The 12,347-nt window shown below is 66.6% G+C and carries 12 protein-coding genes; 8 read left to right on the forward strand and 4 right to left on the reverse strand.

Going from position 1 to position 12,347, the window contains the following annotated elements:
- The first annotated feature begins 215 nt into the window (after positions 1–215).
- The 6 genes from J4O73_RS23140 to J4O73_RS23165 all read left to right on the forward strand — a co-directional run bounded on the left by J4O73_RS23140 (position 216) and on the right by J4O73_RS23165 (position 4,954).
- Entirely contained in the window at positions 216–1,190 is a 975-nt protein-coding gene (locus J4O73_RS23140; RefSeq protein WP_426221218.1) for a transporter, read from the forward strand.
- Positions 1,191–1,445: 255 nt separating this feature from the next.
- Positions 1,446–2,414, forward strand: a complete 969-nt coding sequence (locus tag J4O73_RS23145; protein WP_426221220.1) for a S1C family serine protease — start codon at positions 1,446–1,448, stop codon at positions 2,412–2,414.
- Positions 2,415–2,552: 138 nt separating this feature from the next.
- Complete coding sequence (locus J4O73_RS23150) at positions 2,553–2,831, forward strand: GCG_CRPN prefix-to-repeats domain-containing protein (protein WP_426221221.1); 279 nt, start codon at positions 2,553–2,555, stop codon at positions 2,829–2,831.
- Positions 2,832–3,101: 270 nt separating this feature from the next.
- Positions 3,102–3,248 carry a DUF1127 domain-containing protein gene (locus tag J4O73_RS23155; protein WP_243928606.1) on the forward strand — a complete coding sequence of 49 codons (147 nt, stop codon included), beginning with the start codon at positions 3,102–3,104 and terminating at the stop codon, positions 3,246–3,248.
- 81 nt (positions 3,249–3,329) lie between these two features.
- A complete protein-coding gene (gene trmFO, locus J4O73_RS23160; protein WP_426221223.1) occupies positions 3,330–4,748 on the forward strand; it encodes a methylenetetrahydrofolate--tRNA-(uracil(54)-C(5))-methyltransferase (FADH(2)-oxidizing) TrmFO in 1,419 nt (472 codons plus the stop codon).
- A 65-nt stretch (positions 4,749–4,813) separates the two neighbouring features.
- Positions 4,814–4,954, forward strand: a complete 141-nt coding sequence (locus tag J4O73_RS23165) for a hypothetical protein (RefSeq protein WP_426221225.1) — start codon at positions 4,814–4,816, stop codon at positions 4,952–4,954.
- A gap of 109 nt (positions 4,955–5,063) precedes the next feature.
- On the opposite strand, the gene J4O73_RS23170 is transcribed toward J4O73_RS23165, so the two are convergent.
- The 3 genes from J4O73_RS23170 to J4O73_RS23180 form a co-directional block, all read right to left on the reverse strand.
- Positions 5,064–6,401, reverse strand: coding sequence for a replication-associated recombination protein A (locus tag J4O73_RS23170; RefSeq protein WP_426221227.1), 1,338 nt, complete (start codon positions 6,399–6,401; stop codon positions 5,064–5,066).
- A 51-nt stretch (positions 6,402–6,452) separates the two neighbouring features.
- The gene (locus tag J4O73_RS23175) at positions 6,453–7,910 is read right to left on the reverse strand and encodes a Do family serine endopeptidase (RefSeq protein WP_426221228.1); all 1,458 of its coding nucleotides are present in this window, start codon (positions 7,908–7,910) and stop codon (positions 6,453–6,455) included.
- A gap of 118 nt (positions 7,911–8,028) precedes the next feature.
- Positions 8,029–8,463, reverse strand: a complete 435-nt coding sequence (locus J4O73_RS23180) for a MucR family transcriptional regulator (protein ID WP_426221244.1) — start codon at positions 8,461–8,463, stop codon at positions 8,029–8,031.
- A gap of 372 nt (positions 8,464–8,835) precedes the next feature.
- On the opposite strand from J4O73_RS23180, the gene J4O73_RS23185 reads away from it, so the two are divergent.
- Positions 8,836–9,108: a hypothetical protein gene (locus tag J4O73_RS23185; protein ID WP_426221230.1), complete on the forward strand. Its 273-nt coding sequence runs from the start codon at positions 8,836–8,838 to the stop codon at positions 9,106–9,108.
- A complete protein-coding gene (gluQRS, locus tag J4O73_RS23190) occupies positions 9,105–9,956 on the forward strand; it encodes a tRNA glutamyl-Q(34) synthetase GluQRS (RefSeq protein ID WP_426221232.1) in 852 nt (283 codons plus the stop codon). The genes J4O73_RS23185 and gluQRS overlap by 4 nt, the downstream gene beginning before the upstream one ends.
- A 9-nt stretch (positions 9,957–9,965) precedes the next feature.
- Here the strand turns inward: gluQRS and J4O73_RS23195 are convergent, their stop codons facing one another.
- Positions 9,966–11,981, reverse strand: coding sequence for a M23 family metallopeptidase (locus J4O73_RS23195; RefSeq protein WP_426221234.1), 2,016 nt, complete (start codon positions 11,979–11,981; stop codon positions 9,966–9,968).
- Between the last annotated feature and the right edge of the window lie 366 nt (positions 11,982–12,347).

The raw sequence follows: 12,347 nt of genomic DNA on the forward strand, positions 1-12,347 counted from the left end.
GGCTTTTGCGCAACGGTTGGTCTGGATGTGCCAAACCGGCAAGCATTGCACTGTCTTTCCGGAGGTCTTTGTAGAATAGTCCCAATCGTTGAGACGGGGCGGCTCCGTGGGGGCGCTCGGCAGTGACCGAACGGCGATCGCCTAAGGCGGATATGACCGGCACGGTATTGCCGAAAGCGGGACGGAAGCCAGAGACCTTGGGAAGGACCAACATAATGATGAAGAACTGGCTCGCGGCCGGCGCGGTCGCGCTCTCGGTCGGAATGACGTCCACGATCGCTCACGCGCAGAGCACCACTGTTCCCGGCGAGCAGGTCGGCCTCGCCATCGGCGCGCCGCTCCCGGAGGGCATCTACGCCCTGAACACCTTCACCTACCGCCGCACCGACGCGCCGTTCTCGCCGGACACCGCCGTCAACATCCCGGTGCTGGTGTGGTCGACCCCGCTGGTGCCGTTCGGCGGCCGCATCGAGCTCCTCGTTGCTCCCCCGACCGTGTTCGTGTTCACCCGTAACCAGGCCGGCGTCGCCAACCGCGACATCTCGATCAACGTCGGCACGTTCGTCGGCGGCATCTGGGCCTTCGACCTGGGTGGCAACTTCGGCGTCAGCTTGCTCGGCGGCGTGTACCTCAACGACCTGAACGGCGACCGTGGCTCGCTGGGCATCGGCCTCGCCGGTACCCCGATCCTGCCGCAGCTCTCGTCCAACACCTACCGCATGGGCGTTGCCGGCAGCTACACGGGTGACGGCTGGAACATCACCGCCAACCTGACCGCCAACTTCTACGACAGCCCCGGCCGCTTCGATGGCCGCGTCGGCGCCGCCATCGGCCCGATCCGCCTCTCGGACGCCCTGAACTTCGACCTCACGGCCACGAAGACCTTCGGCAACTTCGAGATCGGCGCCGTCGGTTACGGCACCTACAACTTCGACATCGGTCCGGGCAGCGCTGCCTTCGGCAACCGCGGTCGCTTCGCCCTCGGCGGTCTCGTCGGCTACGACTTCAAGGTGTTCAAGGTCCAGGCCTACGTCGCCCGCGACGTCGTGACCGCCTCGCAGTACGTGTCGCTCGGCGGCCGCGTTCGCGACAACTACTCGACCGACGGCTGGGTGCGCTTCATCATCCCGCTCTACAGCCCGGCTGCTGCCGCTGCTCCGGTCCCGGCTCCGCTGGTCCGCAAATACTGAGAACGGATCCGGATGCGGCGTCACAGACGCGGCATCCCCCGGTCTTCCCGACGCCCGGCCTCTCCTGGAGGCCGGGCGTTCGTCGTTTCAGGCGGCCCGGCTCACCCACTCGTCTCCGTAAGTCGTGCCGACATGTCATCCCGGCGCCCGTGGCGGGTGTCGGCGCGCCACGGCTCGCCTATTTATTGCTCTTGTCAGGAAGACTCGGCAGCCCTGCGGGGGGCCGACGGTTGTGCGAGGCCAAGAGGCGCCGAGATGCAGGGCGAACGCAAGATCCCGGTTCAGGTTCAGCCGAAGGCCGCCGACTACACGTATGATCTCGACCGCGCTATCGGGGCGGTCCTGTCCCTCTCGAGCCGCGTACCGGAGGACGGGTTCACGGCCGAGACGCTGGGCACGGAGCGAGCGGGCAACGGCGTGGTGATCGGCGAGGATGGGCTCGTGCTCACCGTCGGCTATCTCATCATGGAGGCCGACAGCGTCTGGTTGACCACGCGCGACGGGCGGTCCGTGCCGGGCCATGTCCTCGGCTTCGATGCCGCGACGGGGTTCGGCCTCGTCCAGGCGCTGGGTGATCTCGGCACGCCGGTCCTGCGGCTCGGTCGCTCTGCCTCGTTCAAGGTCGGGGACAGGGCCGTGCTTGCGGGCGGGGGCGGACGGGCCCACAGCGTCGCCGTCGAATTGGTCGCCCGACAGGAATTCGCAGGCTACTGGGAGTACGTCCTGGACGAGGCCCTGTTCACCGCGCCATCCCATCCGCATTGGGGCGGCACCGCGCTCATCGGCCCGAAGGGCGATCTGCTCGGCATCGGTTCCCTGCAGTTGCAACAGGGCGGCAGCGCTGCGGGCCGGGCGATCAATATGATCATCCCGATCGATCTTCTGCCGCCTCTCCTCGACGATTTGCGCACTCGTGGCCGGGCGGACGGGGCGCCGCGCCCGTGGCTCGGGCTCTACGCCACCGAGAGCGAGGAGGGCATCGTCGTGATGGGACTAGCCGATGGCGGCCCCGCCGAGGGCGCCGGACTCCAGGGGGGCGACGTGATCACGGCCGTGGCCGGGGAGCCGATCTCGGATCTCGCGGCCCTGTTCCGCGCGATCTGGGCGCTCGGCGAGGCCGGGGCGCGCATTCCCCTCACGATCAAGCGGGACGGGCGCAACGTCCTGCTCACGGTCGTCTCGGGCGATCGGCATGCCTTTCTGCGCACGCCCTCCGTTCACTGAAGGCGCCACAACCCTGCCGTTAAATCGCCTTGAGACTGCAAATTCTACAACTGTAATCTCAGGGTCCGTTCAGGTCGCTGGGGCGATTCTCTCCCTCGAACCAGCGCTTGAGCGCTGGGAGACGATGGAGATTCTCGCATGGCAATCGTGAGCGCCATTCGCACGAAAACCCTCATCAAGCCGACGATCCTGGCTGCGGCGCTCGTCGGCGGTGTGGCCTTCGCGGGTTCGGCCGAGGCGGCCGGCGGCTGCGGCCCCGGTTTCCACCCGAACCCCTGGGGCTATTGCCGTCCGAACTACGGTCCGCGCCCCTATTGGCGCCGCCCGGTCCCGGTCTATGGCTACGGTTATGCGCGTCCGCGGCCGGTCTATCGGCCTTACGGCTACGGTTATTACGGCCCGCGTCCCTTCTACTGAGCCGTTTCGCAACCGCGAATACCCAAAGGCGTCCCGCTACACGGCGGGGCGCCTTTTTCGACTCTAAGACAGGCCATCATATGCGCCTATTGAATAGCCACCCGTCAAAGTTGCCGATGTCTTAAGCGACGTATGCCCGTGCTGCAGGGCTGGTGCTTGACCTTTGCTATCCCGCTGCGCCGCAGCAGGTCTATATGTGCATTGCATCAACAACGGGCAGCGGTGCACCACCTTTCGGCACCGTCTGCCTCATCAGAGGCCATTTGTACCATGTCTGCCGCTCGCAGCGTTCTGTCCCGTGTCCGCGCCTACCTCCGCTACCGCGATACGGTGTCCCAGCTCTCGCGCCTGTCGGACCGCGATCTTGCCGATCTCGGCATCAACCGCACCGACATCCCGGGCATCGCGCGCTCCTGATCTCTTCGGGTTCACGCCCGTCTGACTGCCAAAGGGCCGTCCCCCGTTGATCCGGGTGGCGGCCCTCCGTTATTTTCGGGCATGACGTACACCATCCATATCGTCGGCGGCGGTCTCGCCGGATCCGAAGCCGCCTGGCAGATCGCCGAATCCGGCCATCGTGCCGTCCTCCATGAGATGCGCCCCGTGCGCGGGACGGAAGCCCATCAGGGTGAGGGGCTGGCGGAGCTCGTCTGCTCCAACTCCTTCCGCTCGGACGATGCGCACGGCAACGCCGTCGGGCTGCTGCATCAGGAGATGCGCACCCTCGGTTCGCTGATCATGCGGGCCGCTGACGCACATCAGGTCCCGGCGGGCGGGGCACTGGCGGTGGACCGCGAGGGGTTTTCGGAGGCCGTCACCGCCGCGTTGGAGAGCCACCCCAACGTCACCATCGTGCGCGAGGAGATCGCCGGCCTGCCGCCAGAGGAATGGGGGCCGTGCATCGTCGCGACAGGCCCCCTCACCGCCCCCGGCCTCGCCGAGAGCATCCGAGACCTCACCGGCGCCGAGTCGCTGGCCTTCTTCGACGCCATCGCACCCATCGTCCACTGCGAGTCCATCGACATGGACGTGGCGTGGTTCCAGTCGCGCTATGACAAGCCGGGGCCTGGCGGCACGGGCGCCGATTATCTGAACTGCCCGATGGATCGGGATCAGTACGATGCCTTCGTCGCGGCCCTGGTGGGCGGCGAGAAGATCGGCTTCAAGCAGTGGGAGGGCACACCCTATTTCGACGGGTGCCTGCCCATCGAGGTCATGGCGGAGCGCGGCCCCGAGACCCTGCGGCACGGGCCGATGAAGCCTGTCGGCCTTACAAATCCCCGCGCGCCGGACAGGAAGCCCTGCGCCATCGTCCAGCTGCGCCAGGACAATGCGTTGGGCACGCTCTACAACATGGTCGGCTTCCAGACGAAGCTGACCTATTCGGAGCAGGTGCGGATCTTCCGCACCATTCCCGGCCTGGAGAAGGCCGAGTTCGCCCGGCTCGGCGGCCTGCACCGCAACACCTATCTCGACTCGCCGCGTCTCCTCGACGCGACGTTGCGCCTGAAGGCCCGGCCCGCGCTGCGCTTCGCCGGGCAGATCACGGGGTGCGAGGGCTATGTCGAGAGCGCCGCAGTGGGCCTGATGGCTGGACGGTTCGCCGTAGCCGAGGCAGCCTGCGCACCGCTGGCGCCCCTGCCGCAGACGACGGCCCTCGGCGCGCTCATCGCGCATATCACCGGCGGACACGTCTCCGCCGAGGAGGGCGGCGGCGGGCCGCGCTCGTTCCAACCGATGAACGTCAATTTCGGACTGTTCCCGCCCCTCGAGAGGATGCCGCGCGGCGAGGCCGGGCGCCGCCTGCGGGGGCCGGAAAAGACGGCTTTGAAAAAGCGCGCCCTCACCGACCGGGCGCGGGAGCATCTCGCCGCCTGGATGGCGGGCGAACAACCGGTCCAGGCCGCAGCCGAATAGGACTGGACGTCGCAACGCGGGGCACAGCTCCGCGTTGGAGCATCAGACGTGCGGGAGCCCCAATCATGCGGATCCGCAAGCAAGCGACCTTCGACGGCGTCTGGACACTCTTCGTCGGCGATTGTCTGTGCATCAGTGATCTCAGCGAAGCGGAGGCCGATGCCCTAGCCGCTGCCTTCGCGTCGATCTCAGACGGGGGCGATTAGCGCCGTCTTCGACTACGTTGGCTCACGTGCCGCCGTCTTTGCTTCGCTGCGTTCGCAAAGACGGCCGGGCATCCATCGACGGGAGCGGCTCAACTCGGCGGATACGGCTCTAGCTCTCCTCGCGCCTCGCTCGGCGCAGATCCTCCCAGCGGGCGAGGCGTTCCGCGAGCCGGACCTCGTAGCCGCGCTCGGTCGGCTCGTAGAGGTGTTGGCGGCCCAGGGCCTCCGGCCAGTAATCCTGTCCCGAGAAGGCATCCGGCTCGTCGTGGTCGTAGCGGTATCCGTCGCCATAGCCGACCTTCCTCATCAGCTTGGTCGGCGCGTTGAGGATCACGCGCGGCGGCGGCAACGATCCCGCCTCCTTGGCGAGCCGCGTCGCGGCCTTATAGGCGGTGTAGACCGCATTCGATTTCGGGGCGCAGGCGAGGTAGATCGCCGCCTGGGCAAGCGCTAGCTCGCCCTCGGGGCTGCCGAGGAAGTCGAACGCGTCCTTGGCCGCGTTGGCGATGACGAGGGCCTGGGGATCGGCAAGCCCGATATCTTCCACCGCCATGCGCACGAGACGCCGCGCGATGAACAGCCGGTCTTCCCCGGCATCGAGCATCCGGCAGAGGTAGTAGAGGGCGGCGTCCGGGTCCGAGCCGCGCACCGTCTTATGGAGCGCGGAGATCAGGTTGTAGTGGCCCTCCTGCGCCTTGTCGTAGACGGGCGCACGGCGCTGCACGATCCTTTGCAAGGCGTCGGCGTCGAAGGTCTCGCCGGGCGCGGCTGAACGCCAGACTTCCTCGGCCAGGGTGAGAGCCGCCCGTCCATCGCCATCGGCCATGCGGACGAGAACGCCCCTCGCCTCCTCTGTCAGCGGCAGGGCCTGCCCGGTCAGGTCTTCGGCCCGTGCCAGGAGGCGGGCGATCGCACCGGGGTCGAGGGCGCGGAACAGCAGCACCCGCGCGCGGGAAAGTAGAGCCGCGTTCAACTCGAAGGACGGATTCTCGGTGGTGGCGCCGATCAGCGTCACCGTGCCGTCCTCCATCACGGGCAGGAAGGCATCGAGCTGGGCGCGGTTGAAGCGGTGGATCTCGTCCACGAAGAGCAGGGTCGCCTGCCCCTGCGCCCGCCGCTTGCGGGCCGCCTCGAACACCTTCCGCAGGTCGGGGACGCCCGAAAAGATCGCGGAGATCTGCTCGAAATGCAGGTCGGTCGCGTTGGCCAGCAGGCGCGCCACCGTGGTCTTGCCGGTGCCGGGCGGTCCCCAGAAGATCAGCGAGCCGAGATTGCGCCCGCGGAGGAGGCGTGTGAGCGCGCCGCCTTCCCCGGTCAGGTGCTCCTGGCCGACGACCTCATCGAGGGTTCGCGGACGCAGCCTGTCGGCCAAAGGCCGGTTCACGCCGGTTTCGGGCGGAGGGGCTTGCGGCGGGGCGGTCTCGGCCGAACCGAAGAGATCAGGCATGGGGCATCAACACCCTCGACACCGCCCTGCGCAAGCGCCCCCGCGCCGGGATCAACCGCTGAAGATCGAGGTCATGACCTCGCCGCCGCGGTTGATGACGACCTCCCAGGCACCGGGCGTGGTGCGCGTCACCCGGTCGAGATCCTTGGTGGTGGCGATGGGCAGGCCGTTCACAGCGACCACGATATCGCCCTTCTGCAGCCCGGCGCGAGCGGCGATGGAGCCCTCGTCCACCGCCTCGACCGCCACGCCCTCGGTCGGGAAGTCCACCTGTAGATCTTCCGCGACGGCGGGCGAGGTGTTCACGAAACTCGCTCCCAGGAAGGGCGAGCGGGCGCGGACCTTCAGGGAGTCGCGCGGCCGGGTCTCGGGCGCGGTGATGAGCTTCACCATCACCGACTGCCGGGTGGTTCCGCGCAGGATGCCGAGTTTGGTCTGACCGCTCGTGCCCTTCAGGGCGAAGCGGTAGCCGAACGCCTCCGGGTCATCGACGACCTGCCCGTCGATCGTCAGGATCAGGTCGCCGCGCTTGAGGCCGGATTCCTCGGCCGGGCTCTTGGCCTGGAGGCTCGCGACGAGCACGCCGGTCGGATGGTCGAGGCCCATGCTGTCGGCGATGTCGGGCGTGACGTTCTGAATCCGCGCGCCGAGCCAGGGGCGGCGGACCACCGTCTGCCCGTCCTTGGCGGCGGTGACCACGGCCTTCACCATGCTGACCGGAATGGCGAACCCGATGCCGTGGCTACCGCCCGATTGCGAATAGATCGCGGTGTTGATGCCGACGAGTTGGCCCTGCAGGTTGACCAGCGCACCGCCGGAATTGCCCGGATTGATCGCGGCATCAGTCTGGATGAAGTACTGGTAATCGGCCGAGCCGACCTGCGTGCGCGCCAGAGCCGACACGATGCCCTGGGTGACCGTCTGGCCGACGCCGAACGGGTTGCCGATCGCCATCACGAAGTCGCCGACCTCGAGCTTGTCGGCATCGCCGAAGGGCATCGGCGCCAGTCCGGCGGGCGGTTGCTTGATGCGGATCACCGCGAGGTCCGTGCGGCTGTCCCGCAGAACGATCGAGGCCTCGAACTCTCGCCGGTCGGAGAGCGCGACGCGAACCTCGTTCATGTTGTCGATGACGTGGGCGTTGGTGATGACGAGGCCGGACCCGTCCACGAGGACGCCCGAGCCAAGGGATTTCTGCGCCCGGTCGCCGCGCGGGCCACGCCCGCTTTCCGGCTCGCCGAAGAAGCGGCGCATGAACTCGTCCATCGCACTGGCGCGCGCGTTCGAGCGCTTGTCGACATGCGAGGCGTAGACATTCACGACCGAGGGCGCGGCCCGCTTCACCACCGGGGCGAAGGAGAGCTGAATCTCGCCCCGGCTGAGCGGAACCTGCTTGCTCGCGGTCTCCTTGCCCGGCCCGTCCTGCGGCTCGGTCCGCGCCATCTGAGCGGAGGCGGTGCCGCAGAGGATCGCGGCGAAGAGCGCGGCAAGGGGCAGGCGGGTCGTCATGCGTGGCTCCGGAGGCGGGGCCCCCGCCGGCTGGGCCGGGCGGGGATTGTCTCGGGGAGCCTATCGGAGCCGATTAAGGCAGGCGCGCGACACCTTCGCCGATGCGCCGCCGTTTCCATCATTCAGCGGCGGTGGGAACCCGGACGGCAGGCACGCGGTGCATCTTCCCGAGACCGAGCGCGCGGGCGAGTTCCGAGCGACGCTTGGAATAGGACGGTGCGGTCATGGGATAATCGGGACCGAGCCCCCACTTGGCGCGGTATTCATCCGGCGTGAGACCCTGCATCGCGAGGTGGCGCCGCAGCGTCTTGTAGGGCTTGCCGTCTTCGAACGAGATCAGGAAGTCCGTAGTGATCGAGCGGTCGATCTCCTGCGGGGTAAGCTTGGGCGGAAGCTCGACCGGCTTCCGCTTGCTCTCGATGTCCCACATCGTCCGGTAGATGTTCGTCAGGACCTCCGGCACATCCGATGGCTGGATGTGATTGTTGCTGACGTAAGCCGTGACGATGCCGGCGGTCAGCGACAAGAGGCGATCATCGAACGTGGAAGACATCATTCTTCGTCCATCGTGGAAGGAAACGGTTCACAAATCACTTTCGATGGCCGTATAGCGCGCACGGACAGCCAACTCAATTCACACGTGCGCTACTTTTGAGGTTCAATCAAAAATTTTGACACATTAAGGCGCTTACGCCCGCGTAAGTTGGCAAGATATCCGTATTGGGCGCTGAGATCAATTTGTAATTGTGCAAGCAAGTAAAATTCGCGGCACTCAATAATGTCTGTCATGACAGAATTTACCGCACGAGACAGGTTATCTGTCTTGAGCGAATTTATATCTTGATGCTTACTCTGTCATGGCCCGCGGCGTTACCGCAGCTGGGAACGCGTTGACAGGACGGTGCCGCGCACGCGAACAAGGCGCATGTCGCTACCGCCCACACGACCGAATGCGCCGACGGAGCGCCTCGCGCTGATCGGCATTGCCGTCTTGGCGGCGGCGACCGTCGTGATCGGGGCCTTGGCGCCCTCATCCCATCCTCCATCCAGCGTGAAGGTTGCCGACGATCCCACCTGCATCGAGTGGTCGGATGGGTGTCAGGTCTGCTCGCGTCGGCCCGAGGGTATTGCGTGCTCGCTCCCCGGCATTGCCTGCGTGCCGAGTGGCGAGCGCTGTCTCACCCACAACGACGGGTGAGTGGTGCGTCCGCACGTTTGCGATTCGCGCCGAGCCCGAACGGGCGCCTCCATCTGGGGCATGCCTACTCTGCTGTTTTGAATGCGCGCATCGCGTCTGATCTTGGAGGTCTCTGCCTCCTGCGGATCGAGGATATCGATCCGACGCGCTCCAGAGCCGAATTCACGCAAGGAATCGTCAGTGATCTGGCGTGGCTCGGGCTCAGCTACCCGCAGCCTGTGCGTCGCCAATCGCGGCATATGAGTGAATATCGGGCAGCCCTTGATCGCCTCGTCGCTGCGGGTTTTGCCTATCCCTGCTTCTGTTCCCGCAGCGAGATACGGGCCCAGTCCTGCGCGAGCGATCCGGATGGCGCCCCGCTCTATCCGGGGACCTGCCGCGGCCTCGATCCACACGAAGCGAAGGCGCGGCGTGAGCGCGGCGAGCCGCACACTTGGCGGCTCGACATGACACGCGCCCTCCCCCAAGCCCGGGCCTGCGGCGAGCTCGGCTTTTGCACGTTCGATGGCGGAGACGAGCGGTGGTGCCTGGTCGATCCGGCCCCGTGGGGCGATGCGGTCATCGCACGCCGGGACGTCCCGACGAGTTACCATCTCTCTGTGGTCCATGACGACGCGCTGGAAGGCATCACCCACGTGGTGCGTGGTTCTGATCTCGAAGCGGCGACGGCCCTTCACGTGGTGCTGCAAAGGCTTCTCGGCCTTCCCACCCCCCGCTACCACCATCACGGGTTGATCGAGGATGAGGAGGGCCGAAAGCTCGCCAAGTCGCGCGGCTCCGCGAGCCTTGCCTCCTTACGCGAGGCGGGCGCCACTCCGCGCGATATTCGCGCGAGGCTCGGCTTCTGACCGAAACCTCTATCGAATGGAGGCGTCGCGCTGGGCCATGGCCGTCGCACTCTTGCCCTTCTGCATCGTGGCCTCGATTTGCTCGCGCTGGCGACGAAACTCGGCGAGCAGCCGCCCGTCCAGTTCCCGGCCACGGGGAACGCGGATCTTCATCGGATCCACGAAGTGTCCGTTGATGATCACCTCGTAATGGAGGTGAGCGCCGGTGGAGAGTCCGGTGGACCCGACATAGCCGATGACCTGACCCTGCCGGACGCGCACACCTTCGGTAATGCCACGGGCAAACCGCGACATGTGATTGTAGGTCGTCACATAGCCGTTGATGTGCTGCAGCTCGACGCGTCGGCCATAGCCGGATGTCATCTCGGCGCGGATGACGAGGCCGTTGCCGGCGGCCATGATCGGCGTTCCGATCGGGTTCGACCAATCGACGCCCGTATGGAGCTTGGCATAGCCGAGCACTGGGTGGCGGCGGTAGCCGAAGCCCGACCGCATGATGCCGTCCGCGATCGGCTTGCGCAGAAGGAACTTCTTCAGGGAGCGACCCTGATCGTCGAGATAATCGATGGAGCCGTCGTCGGGTGATTGGAAGCGGTAAACCTTCCGCGTCTCTCCCCCGAGGGTGAGCGCGGCATAGAGAAGGTCGGGCCGGTCGGCGCCGGTGCCTTCTTCATCATAGGTATAGAAGACGTCGAGGCCGTCGCCGCTCTGGACACGGCGCTGGAAGTCGAGATCGTAGCTGAAGACGCGGACGATATCCTCGACGGTCGCGCGTGGGATGTCGTGGCGGCCCGCCGTCTCGTACAGGCTCTGATACAGCCGTGGCCCGGAGCCGGAATCCTCGTCATCTTCCTCACCGGCATCGGCCTGGACCACCGGCTTCTGACCGGACGCATCCTCGGTCGGCGGCGCGACGGAGACGAAGGTGCCCCGGTCGTTCATGGCGGCGATGCTCTCGATGCCCGCCTCGCCATAGAGCACGACACGCGTCACCTGCCGCGCATTGGCCGGGGTCGCACCGGGCGCGATCTGAACGCGCATCTGCTGACCTTCCCCGAGGGAGGAGGTCTTCGTCTTGCCGCCAAGAGCCGCGACGATGCCGCGAATTTGCTCGTCAGTGGCGAAGCCGGTGGTCTTGAGGACAGCCTCCAGCGTCTCGTTCTTGCCCATCGCGAGATCGCGCTCTTCCACGAAGGGCGACTCGTTGGGCTTCAGATCCGTCTTGGCGAGTTTCGTGACGTTCTCGGGGACGACCAGCACCTCGATCGCCTTGAACGGGTTATTCTCCTTGGGTGTCCCGTCGAGGGCACCTGCGGCCTGCTGCAGCGTGCGGGACAGCATGATCTGTGGAGCGATCGGGATGGTGGTGCGCCGCCCGGCTTCGGCAGCCAGCCGCCGCTCCTCCTCGACCTGAACGGTTACGTCGTCGTCGCTGAGGGCGGGCGCCGAGGCATCGACTGCAAGGCTCGCGAGATCGCGCTTCACGACAGTGACTTCAGCACCCGGCGCGTCGGCCGCCGCATCCGAAGCGCGCTCCTGCGGCTCGTCCGAGACGAACTTCATCGGATCGAAGCGCGGAAGGTCGGACGTATAAGTGCCCACAGTCAGCGAAAGCGGAGTGGTGATGCGTACGAACGGCTTGGCCTTGATGATCTCACGATCCCCGAGGCGGACAGTGACGGGGGCGCGGTAGCTCTGGCGCGCTGAGGCGACCATGGGGTTCCGAACGAGGCGATCACCCTTATGGGCGACGTTGGCGCTACCCTCGGACGGCTGGAGACGCGGAACGGCGGTCGGCCTGTCGGGAATGGCCGCATAAGACGAGTCGCCCTGGATGGAGACATGAAGGGCGGCCGCGATCAGGCCGGCCCCGGTCAGGCCGGTAAGGGAACTCGCACAGAGCCAGCGAAGATTGACTGTCCGCCGGTCGACATGCGCCGCCTCGGATCCGAACAGATCCAGGGGAGCCGGGCCGCCCTGTGCGACGGGCAGCGCGCCGTCGATCCTGTATCGCTCGCGCTTCACTCGCTCGTCCCGCACAACATTCACCGTCGGCGCAGTCGCGGCGGCAACGGGCGGCGCGGCCGAAAACGGTTCGGCGGGCCGCCCTTCTAGAGAGGAAGCATGTCGGGGGACAGGATGTCGAGATTGAGGCACCCCGTCCGTCCGTTCTGCGCACAATCCAGGGCGGTTCCGGGCCGAGACGAGATTTTTTCGGCTCTGGCGAGATTTGCGATTGACGGGGCGGGGAGTGGTCCGTATACCCCTGTTCATCGGCGCCGGCCGCGGAAGCGGACCGGTTGACGACGCACCTTCTGAACATCGCGGCAGGGTTGGCCGGCGAATGCCGGGCGAACTGCTGTTTTTGTCTTCAGGTGTGGAGGTTGACGG

The sequence above is a fragment of the Methylobacterium sp. NFXW15 genome (assembly GCF_049887755.1).
Classification (GTDB): Bacteria; Pseudomonadota; Alphaproteobacteria; order Rhizobiales; family Beijerinckiaceae; genus Methylobacterium.